Source organism: Flavobacterium sp. HTF (genome assembly GCF_003105115.1).
Classification (GTDB): Bacteria; Bacteroidota; Bacteroidia; order Flavobacteriales; family Flavobacteriaceae; genus Flavobacterium.
Genome location: NZ_QETH01000014.1, coordinates 1 through 24,828, shown reverse-complemented (window position 1 = coordinate 24,828; position 24,828 = coordinate 1). Strand labels below are relative to the sequence as shown.

General features: G+C 34.8%; 19 protein-coding genes. 12 read left to right on the top strand and 7 right to left on the bottom strand.

Annotated features, from left to right (window positions below; all coding sequences use genetic code 11):
- Positions 1 to 37 precede the first annotated feature (37 nt).
- The 6 genes from DCO46_RS06500 (at position 38) to DCO46_RS06475 (ending at position 14,323) form a co-directional block, all read left to right on the top strand.
- Positions 38 to 2,791: a glycoside hydrolase family 78 protein gene (locus DCO46_RS06500; RefSeq protein ID WP_116751757.1), complete on the top strand. Its 2,754-nt coding sequence runs from the start codon at positions 38 to 40 to the stop codon at positions 2,789 to 2,791.
- Between the two features lie 145 nt (positions 2,792 to 2,936).
- Positions 2,937 to 4,082, top strand: coding sequence for a sialidase family protein (locus DCO46_RS06495; protein WP_116751756.1), 1,146 nt, complete (start codon positions 2,937 to 2,939; stop codon positions 4,080 to 4,082).
- A 251-nt stretch (positions 4,083 to 4,333) separates the two neighbouring features.
- Entirely contained in the window at positions 4,334 to 5,221 is an 888-nt protein-coding gene (locus DCO46_RS06490; protein WP_116751755.1) for a sugar phosphate isomerase/epimerase family protein, read from the top strand.
- 109 nt (positions 5,222 to 5,330) lie between these two features.
- Complete coding sequence (locus DCO46_RS06485) at positions 5,331 to 8,060, top strand: glycoside hydrolase family 20 zincin-like fold domain-containing protein (RefSeq protein WP_116751754.1); 2,730 nt, start codon at positions 5,331 to 5,333, stop codon at positions 8,058 to 8,060.
- 183 nt (positions 8,061 to 8,243) lie between these two features.
- Complete coding sequence (locus tag DCO46_RS06480; RefSeq protein ID WP_116751753.1) at positions 8,244 to 11,765, top strand: malectin domain-containing carbohydrate-binding protein; 3,522 nt, start codon at positions 8,244 to 8,246, stop codon at positions 11,763 to 11,765.
- Positions 11,766 to 11,917: 152 nt separating this feature from the next.
- Positions 11,918 to 14,323, top strand: a complete 2,406-nt coding sequence (locus tag DCO46_RS06475) for a sugar-binding domain-containing protein (RefSeq protein ID WP_116751752.1) — start codon at positions 11,918 to 11,920, stop codon at positions 14,321 to 14,323.
- Between the two features lie 110 nt (positions 14,324 to 14,433).
- Here DCO46_RS06475 and DCO46_RS06470 read toward each other — a convergent pair whose 3' ends face one another.
- Complete coding sequence (locus DCO46_RS06470; RefSeq protein ID WP_116751751.1) at positions 14,434 to 14,832, bottom strand: VOC family protein; 399 nt, start codon at positions 14,830 to 14,832, stop codon at positions 14,434 to 14,436.
- A gap of 232 nt (positions 14,833 to 15,064) precedes the next feature.
- On the opposite strand from DCO46_RS06470, the gene DCO46_RS06465 reads away from it, so the two are divergent.
- On the top strand, positions 15,065 to 16,204 hold the full coding sequence (locus DCO46_RS06465) for a helix-turn-helix domain-containing protein (protein WP_116751750.1): 1,140 nt from the start codon (positions 15,065 to 15,067) through the stop codon (positions 16,202 to 16,204).
- Positions 16,205 to 16,359: 155 nt separating this feature from the next.
- Positions 16,360 to 17,832, top strand: coding sequence for a serine hydrolase domain-containing protein (locus DCO46_RS06460; RefSeq protein WP_116751749.1), 1,473 nt, complete (start codon positions 16,360 to 16,362; stop codon positions 17,830 to 17,832).
- 118 nt (positions 17,833 to 17,950) lie between these two features.
- Here DCO46_RS06460 and DCO46_RS06455 read toward each other — a convergent pair whose 3' ends face one another.
- Positions 17,951 to 18,334 (bottom strand): VOC family protein, encoded by a 384-nt coding sequence (locus DCO46_RS06455; protein WP_116751748.1) that lies wholly within the window; start codon positions 18,332 to 18,334, stop codon positions 17,951 to 17,953.
- A 204-nt stretch (positions 18,335 to 18,538) separates the two neighbouring features.
- On the opposite strand from DCO46_RS06455, the gene DCO46_RS06450 reads away from it, so the two are divergent.
- Positions 18,539 to 19,462, top strand: a complete 924-nt coding sequence (locus tag DCO46_RS06450) for a hypothetical protein (RefSeq protein WP_116751747.1) — start codon at positions 18,539 to 18,541, stop codon at positions 19,460 to 19,462.
- A gap of 91 nt (positions 19,463 to 19,553) precedes the next feature.
- Here DCO46_RS06450 and DCO46_RS06445 read toward each other — a convergent pair whose 3' ends face one another.
- From DCO46_RS06445 to DCO46_RS06435, 3 genes are all read right to left on the bottom strand, one after another.
- Complete coding sequence (locus DCO46_RS06445) at positions 19,554 to 19,757, bottom strand: hypothetical protein (RefSeq protein WP_207784953.1); 204 nt, start codon at positions 19,755 to 19,757, stop codon at positions 19,554 to 19,556.
- 65 nt (positions 19,758 to 19,822) lie between these two features.
- Positions 19,823 to 20,284 (bottom strand): MarR family winged helix-turn-helix transcriptional regulator, encoded by a 462-nt coding sequence (locus tag DCO46_RS06440; protein WP_116751746.1) that lies wholly within the window; start codon positions 20,282 to 20,284, stop codon positions 19,823 to 19,825.
- Positions 20,285 to 20,421: 137 nt separating this feature from the next.
- Complete coding sequence (locus DCO46_RS06435) at positions 20,422 to 20,781, bottom strand: VOC family protein (protein WP_116751745.1); 360 nt, start codon at positions 20,779 to 20,781, stop codon at positions 20,422 to 20,424.
- Positions 20,782 to 21,063: 282 nt separating this feature from the next.
- Here DCO46_RS06435 and DCO46_RS06430 point away from each other — a divergent pair, with 282 nt between their 5' ends.
- Positions 21,064 to 21,579, top strand: coding sequence for a hypothetical protein (locus DCO46_RS06430; RefSeq protein ID WP_124019547.1), 516 nt, complete (start codon positions 21,064 to 21,066; stop codon positions 21,577 to 21,579).
- 134 nt (positions 21,580 to 21,713) lie between these two features.
- Here the strand turns inward: DCO46_RS06430 and DCO46_RS06425 are convergent, their stop codons facing one another.
- Together DCO46_RS06425 and DCO46_RS06420 are read right to left on the bottom strand one after the other, a co-directional pair.
- Positions 21,714 to 22,385: a YceI family protein gene (locus DCO46_RS06425; protein WP_116751743.1), complete on the bottom strand. Its 672-nt coding sequence runs from the start codon at positions 22,383 to 22,385 to the stop codon at positions 21,714 to 21,716.
- Between the two features lie 35 nt (positions 22,386 to 22,420).
- A complete protein-coding gene (locus DCO46_RS06420) occupies positions 22,421 to 22,960 on the bottom strand; it encodes a hypothetical protein (RefSeq protein WP_116751742.1) in 540 nt (179 codons plus the stop codon).
- A 177-nt stretch (positions 22,961 to 23,137) separates the two neighbouring features.
- On the opposite strand from DCO46_RS06420, the gene DCO46_RS06415 reads away from it, so the two are divergent.
- Both DCO46_RS06415 and DCO46_RS06410 read left to right on the top strand, forming a co-directional pair.
- The gene (locus DCO46_RS06415; protein WP_116751741.1) at positions 23,138 to 24,028 is read left to right on the top strand and encodes a winged helix-turn-helix domain-containing protein; all 891 of its coding nucleotides are present in this window, start codon (positions 23,138 to 23,140) and stop codon (positions 24,026 to 24,028) included.
- Between the two features lie 168 nt (positions 24,029 to 24,196).
- A partial coding sequence (locus DCO46_RS06410; RefSeq protein ID WP_116751740.1) for a DUF4844 domain-containing protein occupies positions 24,197 to 24,828 on the top strand: 632 nt, incomplete at its 3' end.

Genomic DNA, 24,828 nt, shown 5'->3' with positions numbered 1-24,828 from the left:
ATCTGTTAAATCTGCGAGAAACAATTATAACAATACCATGAAAAAGTTTTTTTTACATCTCACAATAATCATCTCACTTTTCACAATTTCGGCGAAAGCCCAAAGCAAAATCAGCGTTGTGGATTTAAAATGTGAAATGCTAAATAACCCGGAAGGAATAGACGTTCTGCAGCCCCGATTAAGCTGGCAGATAAAAGCAGATGTAAACGAGGTAAAACAAACTGCGTATCATATTATTGTCGCTTCGACTTTGGAAAATTTAAACACCAATAACGCCGATTTATGGGACAGCGGTAAAGTTGAAAGCAACGAATCCGTAACCATTATTTACAAAGGAAAAACATTAGAAAACCGACAAAATGCTTTTTGGAAGGTAAAAATCTGGACCAATAAAGGTGAATTTCAATCTGCTGAAAAAGCATTTTTCAGCATGGGAATTTTAAATTATGCCGACTGGAAATCAACACGCTGGATTGGTTATGAAAAGGCATCTCCGGGAGACAGTATTTCGCAGTATTCCAGATTATCAGCGCGTTATTTAAGAAAAGAAATCAACCTGAAAAAGAAAATAAAAAGCGCCAAAGTATATTTGATGGGTTTAGGAATGTACGAATTGTATATTAATGGAAACAAAATCGGAAATCAGGTTTTGGCACCCGTTCCCACCGATTATACCAAAAACGTAAAATACAATGTTTTTGATGTCACTTCTGAATTAAAAGAAGGAAAAAATGCCCTTGGAACTATTTTAGGAAACGGACGTTTTTTTACCATGCGTCAGGATTATAAACCATACAAAATCAAAACCTTTGGTTACCCGAAAATGGCTTTGCAATTGTTTGTCGAATATACTGATGGAAGCAAAGAAATAATCAGAACAGATGATACCTGGAAAGTTACTACAAACGGACCCATTTTATCCAATAATGAATATGATGGCGAAGATTATGATGCCCGTAAAGAATTAGTAAACTGGAACACCGTAAACTTTGACGATAAAAACTGGCTGAATGCAGAATATGTTCAGGAACCGGGTGGATTTTACGAAGCGCAAATGACGCCGAACATGAAAGTGATGGGCGAAGTAAAACCAATTTCGATAAAACAGACTCCAAAAGGAACTTATATTCTGGATATGGGTCAGAATATGGTCGGCTGGCTGCAATTGAAAGTAAAAGGAAAAAGCGGAGATAAAGTCACTTTAAAATTTGCCGAATCTTTACAAACCGATGGTTCTTTATACATCGAAAACCTGCGTGACGCCAGAACTACAGACCATTATATTCTGAAAGGCGAAGGTGAGGAAACCTGGGAACCCCGTTTTATTTTTCACGGATTTAGATTCGTTGAGGTTTCAGGATTTCCGGTAAAACCTGCTCTGGATAATTTTGTCGGAAAGGTGATTTATGACAATATCAAAACAACCGGAACTTTTGAATCTTCTGATGCTACAATGAATCAGGTTTTTAAAAATGCCTATTGGGGAATCAGAGGAAATTACAAAGGAATGCCAATCGACTGCCCACAAAGAAATGAGCGTCAGCCGTGGCTTGGAGACCGAACAACGGGAGCTTATGGCGAAAGTTTTATTTTCGATAATCAGACTTTGTATGCAAAATGGTTAGACGATATTAAAAACGCCCAGACTGCCGATGGCGGAATCCCGGACGTGGCACCGGCCTTTTGGCGTTATTATGGAGACAATGTAACCTGGCCGGGAACTTATATTACGGTTGCCGATATGCTGTATCAGCAATTTGCTGACAAAAAAGTAATCGAAAAACATTATCCGTCAATGAAAAAATGGATAATGTACATGGAGAAAAATTATCTGGTTAAAGATTTAATGACCAAAGACAAATATGGAGATTGGTGTGTTCCGCCGGAATCCCTGGAATTGATTCATTCTAAAGATTCGGCCAGAACTACAAATGGCGAATTGATCGCAAGTGCATTTTATTATCATTTATTGCAAAAAATGAAAAAGTTTGCAGTAATAAGCAATGCCGAAAAAGGGGATGTTCAGTATTATGAAGATCTTTCGCAAAGAATTAAATCGGCATTCAATACTAAATTTTTCAATTCAGAAACCAACAATTATGCTAACAATACCGTAACCGCAAATCTTTTACCACTGACTTTCGGAATGGTCCCTGAAAACTTAGAAAATAAAGTTTTTGAAAATATCATTCATGAAGTCGAAGTCACATACAAAGGACATATTAGCACTGGTGTGATCGGAACTCAGTTTCTGATGAGAACCTTATCTCAATTTGGCAGACCAGATCTGTCTTATAAACTGGCTTCAAACAATACCTACCCGAGTTGGGGATACATGGCAAAAAACGGAGCGACAACAATCTGGGAATTATGGAACGGCAATACGGCCGATCCTAAAATGAATTCGCAGAACCATGTGATGTTACTAGGTGATTTACTGATTTGGTATTATGAAAATACAGCAGGAATTAAGAGTAATCCTGAAACTCCGGGCTTCAAGGAAATCATCATGAAACCTGATTTTAATTCGGGACTGACTTTCGTTAATGCTTCCTATGAATCTATTCACGGCTTAATCAAAAGCCATTGGAAAAAGAGCAAAAATACATTAGTCTGGAATGTTACGATTCCGCCCAACACATCGGCAGTTGTTTATCTTCCGACAGAAAATGCTTCAAATGTTACGATCAATAATCAAAAACTAAATAAAACTTCAAATACATATAAAACAGAAAAAGGTAATCTTGTCCTTATACTTTCTTCAGGATCTTACGTTCTAAATGTTAAATAATCGGCATTTCTGTTAATTCGGGACAGTACAGGATAGATATTTAAAAAATTAGTGTCATTTTTACACTTAATAAATAATTTTGTCTAAAAAATTATTGACTTTGCATTAAATATCAAAAATTGTAATTCACAAATTAAACCTAAGAATGAAGATTTTAAAAGTAACATTTGTCCTGTTTTGTTTATTTCTTTTAGGAAGTTGTAAATCGGCTTTGGAAAAAAAGACGTGGAAAGAAGGTATTTTGGTAGATCAGTTTATTTACGATAAAGCTCCTTATCCATCTTGTCATGCTGTTACAATTGTCGAAGCGACCAATGGCGATTTAGTTGCATCATGGTTTGGCGGTACACACGAAAGACATCCTGACGTTTGTATTTATGTTGCTATCAAACCAAAAGGAAGTGATACATGGAATGAAGGCGTCAAAGTTGCTGACGGTGTAATGAAAGAAGGTCCGAGATTACCAACATGGAATCCGGTTTTATATCAGATTCCCGGTGGAGATTTGATGTTATTTTATAAAATAGGTCCAAAACCATCAGAATGGTGGGGTGTAATCAGAACTTCATCTGATGGAGGAAAAACCTGGTCTGAGGCACAAAAAATGCCAGATGGTTTCTTAGGACCAATCAAAAACAAACCTGTTTTATTAAGCAACGGAACTTTATTATGTCCGTCAAGTATCGAAGGTGATGGATGGAGACTTCGTATGGAATCTACTCCGGATTTCGGAAAAACATGGGTCATGGGTGATACGCTTGCAAGAGGAAAACAAAAAATAAATGCTATTCAGCCAAGTATATTATTCCACAAAGACGGAAGTATTCAGGCAATCGGCAGAACCCGAAACAGAGCCATTTTCAGCACATTTTCAAAAGATAACGGAAAAACATGGTCGGATGTAGAATTAATCGGACTTCCCAATAATAATTCAGGAACGGATGCCGTAACACTTAAAGACGGAAGACATTTATTGGTCTATAATCACGTTCTTCCTCCGGGAACAGAAGCAAAAGGTCCAAGAACGCCATTGAATGTTTCGGTTTCGAAAGACGGAATTCATTGGAATGCAGCTTTGGTTTTAGAAGATTCAAAAATCAGTCAGTATTCATATCCATCCATGATTCAGAGTTCAGACGGAATGGTTCATATCGTTTATACCTGGAGAAGAGAAAAACTAAAATACGTTAAAGTTGATCCGCGTAAACTGGTTGCACTTCCAATCAAAAAAGGAATCTGGCCGGGCGATGAAAATAAAGTGGTAACGGCAGTAAAAGCCGAAGAAGAGTAAAATAAAGTTTGCCACGAATTTCACTAATTTCCACAAATTTTTTAAAATAATAATTCGTAAAAATTCGTGGAATTAGTGGCAAAAAAATATAAAGCTACAGATTAAAAGGATTAAAATGATTTTTTATTCTAGTTAATCTCCAAAATCTGCTAAATCTGCGAGAGTAATTTTTTTCACGCAGATTTAGCAGATCGAGCAGATTTTTTTTAATCCATTTAATCTATATAATCTGTGACAAAAAAAATATAAGCATGAAATCTAAAAGAAATTTACTTATCGCAATACTTGTTGTTATATCAACGACTTTCAATAGTTGCGTAACAGCTCAATCTTCCAATAAAAAGCAAAAATATAAAGTTGCGGTTTGTGACTGGATGATTTTAAAAAGACAAAAATTAGGTGCTTTTGGTTTAGCAGCAGAAATAAAAGCTGACGGAATTGAACTGGATATGGGAGGTTTAGGAAAAAGACCGACTTTTGACAGCAAACTAGGCGATCCTGCTGAAAGACAAAAATTCCTTGGTAAATCAAAAGAAACAGGAGTGGGAATCAGTTCAATTGCGATGTCCGGGTTTTATGCGCAGTCTTTTGCAAAAAGAGAAAGCATCGAACAAATGGTTAATGATTGTGTTTTAACCATGAAAAATATGAAAGTAAAAGTGGCGTACCTACCACTTGGAACAGAAAGTGATCTGACTAAGAATCCTGAATTAAGGCCAATTGTGATAGAAAGACTAAAATGGGCAGGAAAACAAGTGGGTAAAATTGGCGGTGTTATTGCGATTGAAACTTCTTTGAATGCTACAGACGAGAAAAAACTATTGGAAGAAGTCGGTTCAAAATATATTAAAAGCTCTTTCAATTTTGCTAATGCGGTTGATAACGGAAGAGATATTTCAGCCGAATTAAAAATCTTAGGGAAGAAATATTTAGCGCAAATACATGCATCAAATACAGATAAATTTTGGTTAGAAAATGATCCGGCGATCGATATGCCAAAAATCAAACAAACACTCGAAGAAATGAAATGGAGCGGATGGCTGATTGTAGAGCGTTCCCGTGATGTTACTCAAGTACATAATGTAAAAGCCAATTACGGCGCAAATGTGGCTTATTTAAAACGCATTTTCCAAAACTAAAGTCAAAAAATATCTGCTAAATCTGCTAGATCTGCGGGAAAAAAATACTCTCGCAGATTTTTAGCAGATCAAGCAGATTAATTCATTTTCCAGAATAAATCATATTACCATGAAATATTTACAATTACTTTTTTTATGTTTTTACGCCTCTTTCGCAACAGCGCAAAACATCACTATTGTTAGTGATGCAGCTTCGCCAAGAGCAAAATTTGGAGCAGATAAATTATCTGAAACCCTTTCAACAAAAGGATTCAGCGTAACTTCTTCTGATAAATTCAAAAATTCAAAAGATAAAGTAATTGTTATTGGAGAAAAAGGAACCGATTTCTGGAAAAAAAATGCTAAAAGCGCTAAAATTGACGATAGTAAACTGACTAAAAAAGAAGGCTTTCAGATTCGTACTCAAAAAAATATCATTTATATCGAAGGAACAGATGCGAGCGGAGCTTTGTATGGCGCACTGGAATTAACAGACCGTATTAAAAATTCAGGCCAGCTTCCGTCAGAAATCAATATCGATGACAGTCCGGAAATGGTGTTGAGAGGTGCCTGTATCGGAATGCAGAAACCGGTTTATCTTCCCGGACGTGATGTTTATGAGTATCCTTACACGCCGGAAACTTTTCCGTGGTTTTATGATAAAGCTTTATGGATAAAGTATTTGGATATGCTGGTAGACAACCGCATGAATTCCTTATATTTATGGAACGGACACCCTTTCGCTTCCTTAGTGAAACTAAAAGAATATCCTTTTGCATTAGAAGTAAGCGACGAAGATTTCAAAAAGAATGAAGAAATCTATAAATTCCTGACGGTTGAAGCCAACAAAAGAGGAATCTGGGTCATTCAGATGTTTTATAATATTATTGTTTCTAAACCATTTGCAGAACATTACAACATCAAAACTCAGGATCGTTCACGTCCAATTACGCCATTACTTTCAGATTATACCCGAAAATCTATTGCCGCTTTTATCGAAAAATATCCAAACGTTGGATTATTGGTTTGTTTAGGAGAAGCAATAAATACGGTTGATGATGATGTAGAATGGTTTACGAAAACAATTATTCCGGGAGTTCAGGACGGATTAAAAGCATTGGGAAGAACTGACGAACCACCAATTATTTTGCGCTCTCACGATACAGACGGGCCTTTGGTAATGGAAAAATCACTTCCGTTATATAAAAACCTTTATACAGAAAGTAAATATACAGGAGAATCTTTAACAACTTATACGCCGGGCGGACCCTGGGGAGAAACACATAAACAATTAAGTGCTTTAAAATCAATTCATATTGAGAACGTACATATTTTAGCCAATTTAGAACCTTTCAGATACGGTTCACCGGATTTTATTCAGAAAACGGTAAAAGCCATGCACAGTGTTCACGGAGCCAATGCCTTACATTTATATCCACAGGCATCGTATTGGGACTGGCCATATTCGGCAGATAAAACCAAAACGGGAGAGCGACTTCTGGAAATGGATCGTGACTGGATTTGGTACAAAGCCTGGGCAAGATATGCCTGGGACAGTAAAAGAGACCGAAATGAAGAAGTTAAATTTTGGGATAAAGATCTAGCTTCAAAATATGGAACTAGCCAGAAAGCAGCCAATAATATTTTAAAAGCCTACGAAGAAACAGGAGAAATTGCTCCAAAAACCTTAAGACGGTTCGGAATTACAGAAGGAAACCGTCAAACCTTATTATTAGGAATGTTCGAAAGCCAGTTGGTAAATCCGGCAAAATGGCGTGTGTATCCGGGATTCCACGAATCTTGCGGACCTGCGGGCGAATTGCTTTTGGAATATGCTAAAAAGGAATGGAACAAAGAACCACATTCGGGCGAACTTCCGACGCAAATTATAGCGGAAATCACAGAACACGGAAGATTAGCGGTTGAAGCAATCGATAAAGCGGAAGCAGGCGTAACCAAAGACAAAGAAGAATTTTTACGTCTTAAAAATGATATTCATGCTTATAAGGCTTTCGCTGATTTCTTCTCAGAAAAAGTAAAAGCAGCCTTGTTGGTTTTAAAATACAGTTATTCAAATGATATTTCAGATCTGGATAAAGCGATGCCTCATTTAGAAAAAAGTATTGAGCATTACGAATTATTGGTGAAGCTTACCAAAGACTCTTATCTGTATGCCAATAGTATGCAGACTGCACAACGCAGGATTCCGATTGGAGGCGATGACGGGAATAACAAAACATGGGCCGAATTATTGCCTCATTACGAACGTGAATTAGCTAACTTTAAAAGAAATCTGGAGAAGTTAAAAGCATCAAAAGATGGTAAAATTGAAACCAAAGAAGGAAAACCGTGGAAAACGGCAGAAGTATCTTTTATCGATGAAAAACCGGGAACATATCTAATCAAACCGGGAACAAAAGTGTACGGAACAGATATTTCGGAGTTAACCAAAATTGCTCCTGAACTTCAAAACCTACGCGGATTTACTTTCGTAGAAAACGATCAAAATGAAAAAGGAACACATTTGAAGTTTAGAAATACAAAAGCAGTTAAATTAGTAGTCGGTTATTTCAATTCAGATCAAAAGAGGTTTTTATTGCCGCCAAGTTTAGAAACCGATGCTGCAGGAAACGCTCACGGTCAGGCCGAAGTTATTCTGGCAAGTGCAATGAATTTAAAAGAATTGCCACGTGTAAATATTCATACTTACACGTTCCAGCCGGGTGAGAATAAATTAGATTTAGGAAAAGGAAAAGTATTGATTTTAGGCTTTATAGATGCAGATCAAATCATTACACCACGTGATGTCGGATATATCGATGCAGGAGAAAAAGCAGCAATAGACTGGTTGTTTTATTAAAACTAAAAATATAAACACAATCTTGTCATCCTGAGGAACGTAGTGTCACACAAACAGTTCGCCAATCTTTGTCGAGTTACTAGTGTGATTTCTCCTTACGTCGAAATGACAAACACGATTCTACGTTTAGTAGAATAAAAACTTTAATAGCCTTATATTACTTATATGGTTCAATAAAAAAATATGAAGAAAATAGTTTTTTTTATTTTTTGTTTTTTTTCAGGTTTTTGCTTTGTTTGGAGTCAAAGCAAAAGTTCAGTCCGTAAAGAAATTTCGCTGAACTCATCTTGGGAAACCGTAATGTTGGATAATCTTCCGCTGAAAGAAGAAGATTTTGTAGAAAATCCAAAAACTGATTCCAATTGGGAAAAGGTAAATGTACCTCACAATTGGGATCAGTATTATGGTTTTAGAAGAACAAAACATGGAAATTTACATGGAACTGCCTGGTACAAAAAGACTTTAAAATTAGATAAATCAACGGCAGGGAAACGGCTTTTTCTTTATTTTGAAGGTGTAAGTTCATATGCGGATGTCTGGGTGAACGGCAAAAAAGTCGGGCAGCACAAAGGCGGGCGAACGACTTTTACATTAGATATTACAAAAGCAGTTTCTTTTACTAAAGAAAATCAGATTCTTGTAAAAGCAGCCCATCCATCATTTATAGCAGACCTTCCCTGGGTTTGTGGTGGCTGTTCTGGTGAATGGGGATTTTCTGAAGGTTCGCAGCCAATGGGGATTTTCAGGCCAGTTTCTTTGGTTATAACAAATGAGGTTCGAATCGAACCTTTTGGTGTTCATATCTGGAATGACAAATCGGTTTCGAAACAAAAAGCTATTCTTCATGCAACAACAGAGATTAGGAATTACGGAACTTCAGATCGGAATTTAATCATAGAAAATGTCCTTTTTGATATTTCAGGAAAAAAGGTTGTAAGTTCAAAAAGCACTTTAAAAAATACTTCAGGAGAAATTAAAACAGTTGTACAGACCCTTCCGGAAATTCTAAATCCGAAATTATGGTCTCCATCAAATCCGTATTTATACAAATTGGTGACTTCGGTTTTTGAAAACGGAAAAATAATCGATCAGTTAACAACACCTTACGGAATTCGTTGGGTGAGCTGGCCGGTTAGCCGCGACGGAAAAGACAATCGATTTTTTATTAATGACGAACCTGTTTTTATTAATGGCGTTTGTGAATACGAACATTTAATCGGGAAAAGTCATTCGTTTTCAGATGAAATGATTCATTCGAGAATCGAACAAATCAAAGCGGGTGGATTTAATGCTTTTAGAGAAGCACACCAGCCTCATAATTTATTGTACCAAAAAGAACTGGATGAAAACGGGATTCTGTTCTGGAGTCAGTTTTCAGCACATATTTGGTATGATACGCCTGAGTTTAAAGAGAATTTTAAAACGCTGTTACGCGAATGGATTAAGGAACGCAGAAACAGCCCGTCGGTTGTCATGTGGGGTTTGCAAAATGAAAGTACGATTTCGAAGGAATTTGCAGAAGAATGCACACAGATAATCCGCGAGATGGATCCATTATCGGCTTCGCAACGAATTGTAACCACTTGCAATGGAGGAGAAGGAACCGATTGGAATGTGGTTCAAAACTGGTCCGGAACGTATGGCGGAGATCCGTTAAAATATCATTTGGAAATGACCACTCAGTTATTAAACGGAGAGTACGGGGCATGGCGTTCAGCAGATTTACACACAGAAGGGGAGTTTGATCAAAAAGGAACTTTAAGCGAGAACCGTTTTTCTCAATTAATGGAAATCAAAGTCCGCGAAGCCGAATCGGTAAAAGATAAAATTGCCGGACAATTCAACTGGCTTTTTGCGTCGCACGAAAATCCGGGACGTGTTCAGAACGGAGAAGGCTTTAGGGATATTGACAAAGTCGGACCTGTAAATTACAAAGGACTTTTTACGATTTGGGGCGAACCTCTGGATGCGTTTTATATGTACCGTGCCAATTATGTTTCCAACAAAACCAATCCGATGGTTTATATTGTTTCGCATACCTGGCCAAGCCGTTGGGAAACAACCGGAATCAAAAATGGAATCGATATTTACTCGAATTGTGATGAGGTAGAATTGTTCAATGATGCGAATAAATCTTCCTTAGGAAAACTAAAAAATCCGGGAGTCGGACAGCATTTTCAATTCAATAATGTCAATATTCAATACAATGTTTTGTATGCGGTTGGATATGTAAACGGAAAAGCGGTTGCCAAAGATTATATTGTTTTAAATACGCTTCCCAAAGCACCAAATTTCGATGCTTTAATAACTGATAAAGCGGACATTACAAAAGCTAAAAGCGGTTATAATTATATATACAGGGTAAATTGCGGAGGTTCTGAATTGACAGATTCATCCGGGAATACCTGGTTTACCGATACGCACAAAAATGGACAAAATACTTGGGGTTCCTTATCTTGGACGGATAATTTCGAAAAACTTCCGGATTTTTTCGCAAGCCAGAGAACCACTTTCGATCCAATAAATGGCACTAAAGATCCGGCGTTATTTCAGAGTTTTAGATATGGTGTTGATAAATTACGCTACGAATTTCCTGCCCCAGACGGAGAATATTTAGTAGAATTATACTTTACAGAACCATGGTACGGAACAGGAGGCGGAATGGATTGCAAAGGCTGGCGTTTGTTTGACGTTGCTATTAACGAAAATGTAGTTTTAAAGGATTTTGATATTTGGGCAGAAGCCGGACATGATAACGCACTGAAGAAAACATTTGTGATAAAAAGCAAAAACGGAAAAATTGTTATTTCTTTTCCAGACATAAAAGCTTCACAGGCGATTATTTCGGCAATTGCAATTGCAACAAAAGATATTCATGCAAGACCAGCGTCAGAATCTTCAAAAAACATTCAAAATCTGGTTTTAGATTCTTATGATAAAACCAACAGAATAGCTTCATGGCTGGATATTAATTCAAAACAATATTCAGATTCTGAAGTTGTTTTTACCGAATTGCCTTCGGAGGTTTTTGGAGCGGATTATTTACAGTTTTCGTCTAATTCTAAAAATAAAGGCTCGTTTACGGCCAAAGAAGATTCAGATATGTATGCTTTGGTTGATCGTAAATTCCAAACAGCAGCATGGCTTTCGGATTATAAAAAAACAGAAGAAAAAGCAAAAAATAGTAATCAGACTGAATTTACGGTTTTTATTAAAAAAATAAAAAAAGGAGAAAAAGTTCTTTTTGATAATTCAGAAACAATACCTTCAATTGTAGTTGTTCCAACGTATGATATGGGGGAAAAGGACGATTCAAGACCAGTAGTCGTTATCGAAGCTGAAAAAACAAAAACAACAGGAACTGGAATCGAAAAAGGAAATTTCAAAAAAGCAGATTATATTGAATTCACTAAAAAGACTGAAAACAGTATTGAATTTGAAGTAAAACCCGGAGTGGCCGGAATTTATTTGATGCGTTTCCGTTTTATGAATCGAAATGAAACACCGTTAAAAGTCAAATTCAAAATGGAAGACGCATACGGAATTTTAATGCGAAATGATACAATTGAATTCTTCCCTTCACCCGAAAAATGGAAAATTTTAAACACAACATCAGGAGGTTATATTAATGCCGGAACGTATAAAATTACATTAGAAGGAGATGATTTGAAAGGGTTGTTGCTGGATAATTTTGAATTTCAGTAAATAAAAATTAATCTCGCAGAGTCGCTAAGAAAATTAAACCATATAAGCTATATAAGTTCAATTAAGGCAAAACTTAAATTTTCTTATATAGCTTATATGGTTCAGAAAAAAACTTTGCGCTTTTGCGACTTTGCGAGAGAAAAAATAAAAATATGGTTAAGAAAATTACACTTGCATTTGCAATCTTGTTTTCAACAGCAATTTTTGCACAAAAACAAGCCAGAATTGTAGAAGATTTCAATAAAAACTGGAACTTCAAATTGGGGAATCACCCGGAAGCTGTAAAAGCCAATTTCAATACAGCCGATTGGAGAACACTCCAATTACCGCACGATTGGAGTATTGAAGGAGCTTTTGATAAAGACAGTAAAACAAAACAGGCGCAGGGATTTTTGCCTGCCGGAAAGGGCTGGTACCGCAAAGTATTTACAGTTCCTGCCAACTGGAAAAATAAAACCGTTTCAATTGAGTTTGACGGTGTTTTTAAGAATAGTGAAGTTTTCATAAACGGTAAGTCATTAGGAATTCGTCCAAATGGCTATATTTCTTTTGGTTATGATTTGTCTCAATATTTAAACTTCGGAAAAGAGAATATTGTTGCCGTAAAAGTAGATAATGATGCACAACCCAATTCAAGATGGTATACCGGTTCGGGAATTTATAGAAATGTCCGTTTGGTTGCCAGTGAAAAACTACACGTAGGGAAGTGGGGAACTTTTGTAACCACCCCGGAGGTTTCGGCAGAAAAATCAACAGTACATTTTGAAGTTACGATTGATAATGATAATGCATCTGCAAAAGAATTTAAACTGGTTACTTCTATTGTAAATGCAGAAAACAAAGAAGTAGCTAATTTTACTTCAACAGAAAAAATCGGTGCCAAAACATCTGAAAAAAAGATTCATAATTTAGAAGTAAAACAACCCAAATTATGGAATACAGAAAATCCTTATTTGTACAAAGTTGTTACTAAAGTTTACGAAAAATCAAAACTAACAGACAATTACGAAACACCGCTTGGTTTTCGATTTTTTAGTTTTGACTCGGAAAAAGGTTTTTCATTAAACGGAATTCCGACAAAAATACTGGGCGTTTGCCTTCATCATGATAATGGCGCTTTGGGAGCGGCAGAAAATATTCATGCCGTAAAAAGAAAGCTGATTTTATTAAAAGAAATGGGAGCCAATGCCATCAGAATGTCACATAATCCGCATTCGTTAGAAATGATGCAATTGTGCGACGAAATGGGTTTTATCGTTCAGGATGAAGCTTTTGATGTCTGGAAAAAGAAAAAAGTAACCAACGATTACCATAAAGACTGGGATGCATGGCACAAACAGGATTTGGAAGATTTTATTAAAAGAGACCGCAACCATCCATCGGTTATGATGTGGAGTATTGGTAATGAAATTCGTGAGCAGTTCGACAGTACCGGAATTGCAATTACGAGAGAGCTGGCCAAAATCGTAAAATCTTTAGACACGACCCGCTCCGTAACTTCGGCTTTGACCGAAAATATAATTGAAAAGAATTTTATTTACCAGTCGGGCGCTTTGGATCTTTTGGGCTTTAATTATAAACACGAAGACTACAAAGATTTCCCGGAACGTTTTAAAGGACAGAAAATATTGGCTTCAGAAAGTGTTTCGGCTTTGGAAACGCGCGGGCATTATGATGCTCCGGATGGAATTAAAGCCTGGCCAACAAAACACGGTGCGCCGTTTGACGGAAATGCCGACTGGACCGTTTCGGCTTACGATCAGGTGAAATCCTATTGGGGTGCAACGCATGAAGAAAACTGGAAAACTATCAAAAAACAGGATTTCATGGCGGGAACTTTTATCTGGACAGGTTTTGATTATATCGGAGAACCTGATCCATACCCGTATCCGGCAAGAAGTTCGTATTTCGGAATTATCGATTTGGCCGGACTTCCAAAAGACGTGTATTATATGTACCAAAGCGAATGGTCTGCGAAACCCGTTTTACACATTTTTCCGCATTGGAATTGGACAGCAGGACAGGAAGTAGATGTTTGGGCGTACTATAATAATGCCGATGAAGTAGAATTATTCTTAAACGGAAAATCTTTAGGAAAAAAAGCAAAGCAAAATGATGATTTGCATATTTCCTGGAAAGTAAAATTTGAACCGGGAACATTAAAAGCGATTTCGAGAAAAGCCGGAAAAGTAGTTTTAGAAAAGGAAATTCATACTGCCGGAGAAGCTTCTAAAATTGATTTAAAAGCAGATAAAACGACCATTAAAAATGATACTTATGATTTGGTTTATGTAACGGTTTCTACCGTTGACAAAGACGGGAATTTATTGCCAAATGCCACCGATTTAATCAATTTTGAAGTAACCGGAGGCGGAAAATTAGTGGGTGTTGATAATGGTTATCAGGCCAATCTGAATTCTTTTAAAGCAAATTCCTGTAAACTTTTCAGCGGAAAATGTATTGCAATTATCCAGTCGAATGGAAAGAAAGAAAATATTCAGTTAAAAGCGACAACTTCTGGTTTACAAGCTTCCATAATTGAAGTTAAAGTAGATTAATCCCGCAAAGTCGAGAGACGCAAAGTTTTTGAACCATATAAGTTATATAAGGCAATAAGCGAAAAACTTAAAAGCACTTATATTACTTATATGGTTTATTTTTTAGATTTCTACATTCCGGGCCAATACAAGAAATTAAATTTGTGGCCATCGGGATCCGAAAAACAACAGGTATAGCTTTGTTCATAATTTTGTGGTTCAGAGAAAATTTCTCCGCATGCTTCACGAACTTTTTCGCACCATTTATCTACATCTTCCCTGCTGTTGGCAGAAAGTGAAAATATAACCTCATTTTGATTTTCCCAATTTCCAACCCCGCCATTTCGTTCATCTTTTAATCTTTCTTTTTTAAAGAAATTGATAATAAACCGATCCTTACCAAAAGAAAAACTTGCAATTTCGTCAGAACTATGTTTGACATTTGACTCAAACCCAAGCTGAGTATAAAACTTATGTGTGGCTTCCAGGTCTTCCGAAGTTAGATTTGCCCATATCATTCTGGTTTCCATATTTTTTTTATTTTTCGATTAATTGGTAAAATTATGAAATTCAGTGTTTTAACTTTTATATTCCACTCAGAAAATGTTATGGTTTTATGCGATGAAGAAAACGGGGTTCTTTCTGTTTTTTAACTAAAAAAAGGCAAAAAATTGTAGTACAAATATTTCTTATATTCGCTTCAGGAAAATGAAAATTATTCCACAAAGTCTAAACGCTTACTAATAAGAAAACACCAAATGAATGGATAAGATTAATTTATTAATGATTGTAACTGTAATCTCCCTGTTCATTTCTTTATTTCTTGCCTTTTTTCTGGTGACAGTAAAAACAAAGTACAAAATAAGCAATTATCTTTTTGCTGCTTTTTTAATCGTAACGGCTATAGATATTAGCGGGCCTTTATTTGAATTAGTATCGGATGGCCCTTCAAATCTGGGAATGTTAAGAATAACACTTTCTTTTTTACAAATTCCTCTTTTTTATCTCTATGTTTTATCGGTTTGTTTTTCTGATTTTAAGTTTAAACTCAAATACATCATACATCTGTTTCCCTTTTTAATTGTGAACATTATTTTGCTGCCTCGTTTTTATGCCGTAGATCTCGCTTCTAAAATTAATTTTATTATAAACCGCCAAAGTAGGGTAGAACTGCAGTTTACCCATATTCTCTTTCATCTTCAGACAGTTGTATATCTGGTTGCCGTTTTTATGCTGTTGCGAAAAGCAAAAAAACTATATCTCGAAAATAATGCCGGTACGAACATTAATTCTTATAACTGGCTTTTTCAGTTTACGAGCGTACTGTCTGTTCTATATTTGATTGTGATGTTTAAAAATATTTTTAAATTTTCTGATTACCTATATATCTCTGAATCAATCAAAATTGTAATTTTAGTATTAGAGCTGTTTATTATTTGCTGGTATTTATATAACGCATTAAATCATCCTGATTTATTTAGAAATATCGATTCAAAATTAAAACTCGTTTCGGATATTGTTTTAGAAGAAAAAAATAATGAACCGGCAGCCGTAAACGAAACAGCATACAATGCCGCTTTATCAAAACTGAAACAGTATATGGTTGAAGAAAAACCATTTTTAAATCCTTCGCTGACAATTCAGGATGTTGCTGTTGCTATTGAAATTCCTGTTCGTGATTTATCTCTTTTAATCAATCATAAATTAGAACAGCATTTTTACGACTTCGTTAATACGTATCGAATAGAAAATGCGATGGATATTTTAAAAGATGCTGCAAAAAGCAAAGTAACCATTCTTGAAATCCTGTATGAAGTTGGATTTAATTCAAAATCTTCTTTTAATACCGCTTTTAAAAAACATACAGGAAATACGCCAACTTCGTATCGTAAAAACTTGTAAATCAAAATTTTGTAATTACTCGTACTTGTTGTTGAAACGACTCGTACTTATTTTTCCACACAAATGCGTTCGAATCTTTTCATTCGGTCGCGCAGGAACGACTGCTTCCACATCTTTGTATCGAAATAAATTTTTAACCAAAAAAAATCGATACCATGAAAAATATTATTTATGTACTACTGCTTCTTATAGTAACAAATGCGAATTGTCAGACAAGCAAAAAAGCATCGACAAACAAAAAAGATTACAGCTTTCTTACAGACAGCTTAAATATTGACCAGCAATTAGAAAAATATAAACTGGCCGGATTTAGTGTTGTGGTTTTTGAAAATTACGAGATTGTTTATTCAAAACAATTTGGTGTAAAATCAATAGATTCTAAAGAAAAAATAGATCAGAATACCGCTTTTTCTACAGCCTCAATTTCAAAACCAATTACGGCGCTTCTTTGTTTTATGCTTGAAGAAAAAGGATTAATTAATTTAGATAATCCAATAGATCCTTACTTAAAACGCTGGCATTTGCCAAAAAGCAAGTTTACTGAAAATAACAGCCCAACATGGAGACAATTTCTAAACCATACCGCTGGTACAAGTCAGGAAGGTTTTGAAGACCATTATGAGGGAGAAGCAATCCCGACACTAAAACAAAGTCTTTTAGGCCAGATACCGAGATATGATAAAGAAATAGAATTTTTGTTTACTCCGGGAACCAATTGGCAATACAGCGGTGGCGGTTATACCATTATTCAAATGGCATTAGAAGACACGTTTAATAAATCTATGGCAGAGCTTGCAAAAGAATATATTTTTTCGCCTCTTGGATTGAAAAACACCACAATGATTCAGCCAAATGAAAAGGGATTTCTAACAAATGTGGCTCTTGTTCATGATAAAGACGGAAAAGTGATCAAAACAGGTTTACCAATTACGCCACAAGTTGCACCATCAGGAATGTGGTCTACGCCAACCGATTTAGCCAAATTTGCTATTGAAATGCAAAATGCTTTACGCAATAAAAACAACAAAGTGATTTCTCATAATGTGGCAAAAAAAGTAACCACAGTAACCGCTCTAAAAAATGCTGTTGGGGGCTGGAGCTACGGATGGCAAAAGTCTTTTGGTTACAACAACTATGACTGGTTTTTTTGTAACGGTTCTAATACCGGAGTTGGGGGTACTGTAGGAGGTACGATGAAAGATGGAAACGGTTTTGCATTTCTGGCCAATGGCGAAAAACCCAATCGTTTTCCTGTAATGAGCCACACTCAAAAAACGATTCTGAAGCTGATGGACTGGAACAATAAAACAACTAATGAAAGCATTCAGGAAATACCATCTTCCCTAAAAGAAAAACTAATCGGAACTTATGACGATTTTCTGTATGGGCAGGGAGTAGAAACCAAAATAGTAGAAAGAAATAACCGTCTTTATGTTGAATCTATGATATTGGAACATTTTAAAGGGAAAAATGATAATGAGTTGGTGTATTTGAAAAATGGTTTATTTAAAATTACAGACTATCCTAACTTATTGAAATTTGATTTTAAAGATGGAAAAATAAATGCTGTAACCTTGGTAAGAGATAATATGACTGCTCAAATCGAGATTACTGCTAAAGAAAAGTAGTCCTGACAGATCAGGTAAATACAATTAATGTAAAAACCACCACCAATTCTAAATGACCTGGGAGGTGGTTTTTTATATAAATCAAAATAAACCAGTTAATTCGAAGAACTAAGTATCACTACAGAGTATAGCCAATCTCCCAAATGTGCCCAAACGGATCTTTCAGTTTTCCGATTCTCCAGTCTTCTTCGGTTGTCATTGGGCAAATTTCTATTGCGCCAAATTTTATTGCTTTTTCGAATATCCCGTCCGCATTTTTGGTTTCTAAAATGATTCTGATTGAACTATTTGATTTTATATCAGGGCTTGCGCCATCACAAGGTTCCTCATCACTCAGATAAAATTCTGCATTTTCGATTTCGATAACCGAAGATATTTTTTGGTTTTCTATTTCAAACCTTTCTTTTTCAATGGCTCCAAAGGCCGAAGTATAAAATTCTACCGCTTTTATACCATTATTTACTGTCAGAAAAGGTTTTATGGTGGTTTTGCTGTCACTCATAACTATTTATTTAGATTAATAAATTTATGCCTAATAAAATGGAAAACTAAAATAAGGATTATAAATGTACAGGAAATAAATTATTGTAAATAAAAAATCAAATGACTTAGGAGGCATTTTTAAAAGCGACGATGCACACGTACCATTTTTTGCCTACATTAGAACAATTTTGATAAATATTAATCTATAAATAATAACATACTTATGAAGCTGCTAAAGTTCTTGTTTTTTGTCTTTTTTTCTACATCTTTTACTATTTATTCTCAAGAAAATAAAAGAATCTATTTAGAAGGAGATGTGGTAAAAATACCGGTTGACATTATTAATGACTGGCCTTTTATTGATGGAGAAGTCAATGGAGTAAAAGGTCGCTGGATGTTTGATACGGGAAACAGCAAAGCTTTTTCTGTTCATTCAAAAAAAGTAGTTGGAGTTGAATCTAAAGTAATAGGTTCTGGATTTGTGGCTAGCGGACAAAAATATGAAGTACTCGAATATCCGCTAATTGATCAGGTCAAAGTTGGAACTAATGAGTATAAGGCTTTAAAAAATATAAAAGGTAATAATTTTGATTTTCTGGAGCAGATTTCCCCTACAGTGATTGGTCAGATAGGTTTTGATTATTTTAAAGGCTATGACATGAAAATAGATTACTTAAGAAACGAACTTACTTTCTATAAACAAAAAGAGAATATTGAGAATTGGAAAGACATTAAAAAACATAAAAATTACATTACCTCACTACCGTATTTTACACGAAAATTAGACAATCACCCAATGATGAAAATAAAACATAAAGGAACTGATCTTTTGATAACTTTTGATACAGCTGGTGGAAAAGGTAGTTTTACTATTGAGGATTCCTATTTTGAAAAGTTGAAAAAAGAAGGGGATATTGAAAATTTTTACGACGAACCCGGTTCAATGTACAATTGGTCTAACATTAAAATCGATGAACGTTTAACCGTAAACCTTTATGGTATGGAAAAAGAAGATTTTAGCCCCGCTCATAAGCCTTTAGAAATAACTGAAAAAAATACATTCACTCTTGATCATTCTTTTTTATCAGCGTACATTACAATATGGGATACCAAAAATAAAGTCATCCATGTTTTAGAAAAAAAATAAGCTGACACACCAATATCAAGTGGTTAGTAAAAAAGTAAAACAACAAAAAACTCCTTAAGAAATTAAGGAGTTTTTTGTTGTCTATTATATGCTATTTTCGGTTCATTATTTTTTCAAGATATTCGACTTTGTCTTTTTCAGCTTGTATTAAACGTTCATAAAGTTTTTCCTTTTCTTCGTAAAGTTCTACAACTTTATCAATCGGATTAAAATTAGGCTGAACATTAATAGAGTTAATGGTTGAATTATCGTGACTAGTATTGGTAAAAGTATTGTTTATGATATTCAATATCATATCATCACAATAATTTTTAATAGCTTCTACTGTTACGCCAAGATAAATATTAAACAGAATCACTTTTACTCCGTCTTATTTTTATCAATAAGGTTTGCCATATTAGAATTGAATAACGGAAGATTTTCATCTAAAGAAGAAAAGAAATCAAGATCGGCATTTTCTACTTCAATAAGACCTTTTTGCAAAATGCTTTCGCCTGTATTCGTCAATCGAATGGTTTTTGCCCTTGTATCTGTTTCATGTTCGTGCCTTGTAACAAAACCTTTTTCTTCCAGCGTTCGCAATACTTTTGACACCATCATTCTGTCGGCATTACTTTGGTTCGCAATGTCAATTTGCGTTACAGAATTGCTTTTTTTTGACAGCCAGCCCAAAGCGGCCAACAATACAAACTGAGTCTGTGTTAAATCTAACGGATCTAAAACCTTTTTTAGTTTGCGCTGCCAAAGCATTGTGAGTTGTCCGAGTAAATACCCGGGACTGTCTTTTGGACTTTTAAAATGAAAATTAATTTCCTTAGCCATAATGATGTTAAAGCATTTGTATCAATATTAAAAAACAGGTTTATGTTTTCAAAGATAGCCAACAGAACCTTTAGTAGACCGGATAAGGAAAAATTTTTCTTCCGTCAGTCTGTTTTAAAATTACGGATTATTTACTTTTATTTTGTCTCCAAAAAAGTAAGTTTATAGCCGTCAAGGTCTTTTACATGAAAAGCTCTTCCAAAAGGAGTTTCTATAACTGGTCCCGCTGTTGTTATTCCGTTTCCGATGAATTTCTCTTTCAGTTCGTCTACATTTTCGCTAACAGCAAACCAAAGTGCCACGCCAATTCCTAATTCTCTATTTTCCAGAGGTTCAAGCGGAGTACGAATAGCAAAGCTTGCTCTTCCTTCGTCGTACTTAAAAATACAAGCCTGCGGATTAGTGTTTCCAACTTCAAATCCTAATTTCTTTTCGTAGAAGTCTTTTGATGCTTCTAAATTTTTTACTTGTAATGATGCAAATGTAAGTTCTCTCATTTTTTCTATATTTAAATTGTTGTCGCAAATATAGTATACACGACAACAATATGCAAATAAATTTGTGTTTTTATTTTTTGGTTGTCAAAAAGCTATGGTGTTTAGCTCCGATTAAGTTAAATAGATTGTAGTGTAAATATTCTCTATATTCGCTTGAAGAAAAGTAACAATCAACAAAATATATTGAGAAAAAAACCAAACCTAAAGAAAATAGAAAAAAGAAAATTTAGAAATAAAGAGAAAAAAACAGACAGAATACATTATCCTCTTTTGATCTTTTCCATGATTTTTTTCATTGTAAATTATATGTTTTTTGAAGATGTTACACTTGGACACGATAGAAGATATGTTATGTATATTTTTTGCCTTCCATTAATTATTGGTCTGGTGTTTTTTGGAATTTACAGAAGAGAATTTTTAATTAAAACATACCTGAGTTTTAAAGAAACGTATGCTAAAATCTATGTGGTTGGATTTTATTTATTGCAGGGTATTGTAGTTTCATATTTGAGTTTTGGACAACTTGCGAATGTAATGTGGAGTTACCTAAATAAAAAAGAAGCAGAAAAAAACAAAATAGAAATAGTAAGTTGCAACGTAGGAGGTTTTTATACCAAAAAAAATCCACATGTGTTTTTTAAATTTAAAAACCGGACTGAAGTCCTTAAAGTTAATTCTGAAACGAATCGAAAAAATTATAACCGTAATCCCAAAGACTATCAATTAGAAATTACGATGCAAAAAGGAATTTGGAATTACTATATAGTTAAACATTGGGAACTCAAAAACATCCGTTAACGGTCAAAAATATTCATTTTATAAATTAAAACCTCCAAAATCAATTGACTTTGAAGGTTTTAGGACTTTGTGGAATATCAGGGTAGGCAATCGAACACCTGATATGATTCCGCAATAGGAAAACATAATCTGATTTAATTAAAGTCTTTTATAGATTCATATGTTTCTTTTTTTGCTAAGATCTTTATATGGAACTGAATAGAATCAGATATAGTTTGATCGGCTAAAAGATCATAGAATTTTCCTGATTTATAACGGACATTCCATTTTGTCCGATCAATAGCCAGTTTGCCATTCATTTTAACAATTCCGTCCCTGACTTCTATTTTGGCAGGAAAAGTGACTGGATTTGTGATGCCTTTAATGGTCAGGTTTCCGGCAATTTTTTTGTTCTCTCCATTTATTGATGTGGCGCTGGTAAGTACGATTGTAGAAACGGGAAATTTTTTGACATCAAAAAAGTCAGTATCTTTTAAGTGATTAACAAGGTCGTTATCTCTCCCGTGGTTTTCATCTTCAATTGTATTCATGTCAACTTCAGCTATACCACCCATAAGCTGACCGTTTTCAATAAGCAGTTCTCCTTTTGAGATATGGACATATCCTGTATGACTGTTTGAACCAATCAGATTAGAACCTTTCCATGTTACAGTACTTTGCTTAGTGTCTATTGCAACATAGTTTTCATTTCCACTATTTAAGGATAAGGAGCTTGCTGGTGCATTGTTTTTATTCTCCTCTTTTACAGGCCCTCGGCAACCGAAGAAGAAAGGAATAATAATTAAAATTGTTAGCTTGTTTTTCATAATGTATATACGTGAATTTATCTTTAATTTATTACTTAGCAACCGCCTTTGCGAGGGGTTCGTTTATAAATTACTTTACTATCTCGTTCTACATAGTCGCCCGATATTATTGGATATGAATACTTGGGCGCGTACGATACACTATGACTTTTTAAAATTATTTTGTCATTAACTTTCAGGCTTTGCAATTGCTGAAGTTGAGACTTTTGCGGCTCAAATCTAAGAATATAATCCTCACCATTAATCCTGGCCATCACTCCGAAACCTAATAATGATCCTGGCGGAAGAGAAAGGGAGGTTACAACTGCCTCCATATTGGTAAAGGTGCTTGTGTACTTGCTTATTTTAGCAGCACCGGCAAGCACTTTTTTACCTTGTGGAGACACTTTCCACTTTTTGAGTTTTATACCATCAGGAGTAGCTTCCCATTTTTTCAATCCGGCTTTCCTTTCAGCGGCAGAGAGTGTCTTTGAGATTGATTTTTTAGGAGTTTCGTTTTTAATTTCGCAATTTGCAAACACTAGTCCACTTACCACAACCAGCGATAAGATCAGCGCATAAATGATTTTCTTCATATTTTTACAGGTTTAATTAAATAGATCTATCTCATGATAAATCTTGTTCATCTAAGGCATTCTTTTTATTTTTTACATCCTTTAAAGTAGTAGAACAAAATTACTTTGATATATTTCAGCCTGAAGAACTTAGATTGTAAATAAAAATGTAAACTTTGTAAATAAAAAATTGACACTATGTTTAGTAGCCAAAACCTTTTGTCCGGAAAACGCAGATACCTGCTTACGCTGATAGTACTCCTGTTTATCTCTGTAATCTGTGTGGCTTTCAATATAAGTGATGGTGATGATTTTGATATCTCCAGAAGGGAAGTTTTGCTCCGCAGGATCGGACATGAACTACTTTTACAATCAGGAGACAATACATCAAGAGTGCTTCCGGTAAAAAAAATCGCCGAAAATGAATACCAGATCAGTTTTGAGAATGACTTTACTTTTCAAACGGACTCTTTGGTGAATATTACTGAGCGTTTGTTAGCCAAGGATCCACTCGCACGTGATTATGTTGTCAACGTAGTGAACTGTGAAAATACAAGTGTAGCTTACGGATACGCTATATCAAAAAATAAGAAAGATGATATTGTAGCCTGTTTAGGAAGAAAGCAGCCCAGAGCATGTTACATGATTAACATTAAATTTAAACCAACAGGTATAACTACAGTAAAAAAAGAATATCTCCTGGGCGGTCTGTCATTTTTAGCATTTGTTGGATTTGTTTTTTTGAGACCTGTTAAGCCAAGAAAAGATTTGCCTGTCAGTCAACAGACTAATATGTTTACTTTGGGTTCAGTGTTGTTTGATGCGAAGAATCGGAAGCTTATCATGAATGAACAGACAATAGACCTGACGGCAACTGAAACCCGAGTATTGCTCATTTTTGCATTGTCTCCCAATGAAACCATAGAGAGAAGCCGACTGCAAAAAGAGATATGGGAAGATGAAGGGGTTATTGTGGGACGTAGTCTGGATATGTTTATATCAAAACTTAGAAAAAAACTGGAATATGATCCGAATGTCCAAATTGTTGTGATACGCGGAAAAGGGTATAAGCTTGAGATTAGTTTTTAAGGAAGTTTCTATATAATATTAATTCCTTGAAATACTCCGTTAGGAGTTATATGTCGGTAGAAAAAAACAAGAAACCAATAAAAATATCCCATTGGGATTATATTGAAAGCCTATAAAATGCATTTATTTGTCAAGCAATTTTTTGCTCATTAATTTTAAATAAAAAATATGAATATTAAAATTTCTGAATTGAATGATTTAAAAAATAAACAAAAATTTTCTGACGAAGAATGGGAAAAGCGCGGATTAAATCCATCTGAAAAAGATTTATGCATTAAATTGGAGATTTTTTTTAATAACCTACTTGTAAAATTGATTTCTACTTGTGAAAATAAAAAATCAGAGGAAGAAATAAAAAATGTATTAGAAAATTATTTGGGAAAAATTGATTCTCATGAATTCGATACAGAAGAAAGAGAATTTATAGCGGATTATTTTGAAGAAATTGCGCAAATTTTAAAAATCAATATTGGTGAAAAATTAAACTTTTTGGTATATCAAATTCCTCTTAATAATTATGAGCTAACTAAAAAACAATATTCAGACAAAATACTAGAAGACGAACGTAAAAGACATGAGATTCTTTCTACAGAATGTAGAAAATGTAAAACTCAATTAGAAACTTTTATATTAGAAAGAGATAGTGAAATCCCTGATTTTGATTTTGAAATTGTAAAATGTGTAAAGTGTTTGGAATATAATATTCTTGATAATGGTCCTGGAATAAAAAGGTATCGATTTCTTAATTATGAATTAGTAGAAGAACTTCCAAAAGATATATATGATTTAGAGAAAGCCTT

Bases quoted from the DNA above. Each gene is read 5' to 3' on its own strand.
- DCO46_RS06500 (WP_116751757.1), top strand. From the start codon at position 38: ATGAAAAAGTTTTTTTTACATCTCACAATAATCATCTCACTTTTCACA.
- DCO46_RS06495 (WP_116751756.1), top strand. From the start codon at position 2,937: ATGAAGATTTTAAAAGTAACATTTGTCCTGTTTTGTTTATTTCTTTTA.
- DCO46_RS06490 (WP_116751755.1), top strand. From the start codon at position 4,334: ATGAAATCTAAAAGAAATTTACTTATCGCAATACTTGTTGTTATATCA.
- DCO46_RS06485 (WP_116751754.1), top strand. From the start codon at position 5,331: ATGAAATATTTACAATTACTTTTTTTATGTTTTTACGCCTCTTTCGCA.
- DCO46_RS06480 (WP_116751753.1), top strand. From the start codon at position 8,244: ATGAAGAAAATAGTTTTTTTTATTTTTTGTTTTTTTTCAGGTTTTTGC.
- DCO46_RS06475 (WP_116751752.1), top strand. From the start codon at position 11,918: ATGGTTAAGAAAATTACACTTGCATTTGCAATCTTGTTTTCAACAGCA.
- DCO46_RS06470 (WP_116751751.1), bottom strand. From the start codon at position 14,832: ATGGAAACCAGAATGATATGGGCAAATCTAACTTCGGAAGACCTGGAA.
- DCO46_RS06465 (WP_116751750.1), top strand. From the start codon at position 15,065: ATGGATAAGATTAATTTATTAATGATTGTAACTGTAATCTCCCTGTTC.
- DCO46_RS06460 (WP_116751749.1), top strand. From the start codon at position 16,360: ATGAAAAATATTATTTATGTACTACTGCTTCTTATAGTAACAAATGCG.
- DCO46_RS06455 (WP_116751748.1), bottom strand. From the start codon at position 18,334: ATGAGTGACAGCAAAACCACCATAAAACCTTTTCTGACAGTAAATAAT.
- DCO46_RS06450 (WP_116751747.1), top strand. From the start codon at position 18,539: ATGAAGCTGCTAAAGTTCTTGTTTTTTGTCTTTTTTTCTACATCTTTT.
- DCO46_RS06445 (WP_207784953.1), bottom strand. From the start codon at position 19,757: ATGATATTGAATATCATAAACAATACTTTTACCAATACTAGTCACGAT.
- DCO46_RS06440 (WP_116751746.1), bottom strand. From the start codon at position 20,284: ATGGCTAAGGAAATTAATTTTCATTTTAAAAGTCCAAAAGACAGTCCC.
- DCO46_RS06435 (WP_116751745.1), bottom strand. From the start codon at position 20,781: ATGAGAGAACTTACATTTGCATCATTACAAGTAAAAAATTTAGAAGCA.
- DCO46_RS06430 (WP_124019547.1), top strand. From the start codon at position 21,064: ATGATTTTTTTCATTGTAAATTATATGTTTTTTGAAGATGTTACACTT.
- DCO46_RS06425 (WP_116751743.1), bottom strand. From the start codon at position 22,385: ATGAAAAACAAGCTAACAATTTTAATTATTATTCCTTTCTTCTTCGGT.
- DCO46_RS06420 (WP_116751742.1), bottom strand. From the start codon at position 22,960: ATGAAGAAAATCATTTATGCGCTGATCTTATCGCTGGTTGTGGTAAGT.
- DCO46_RS06415 (WP_116751741.1), top strand. From the start codon at position 23,138: ATGTTTAGTAGCCAAAACCTTTTGTCCGGAAAACGCAGATACCTGCTT.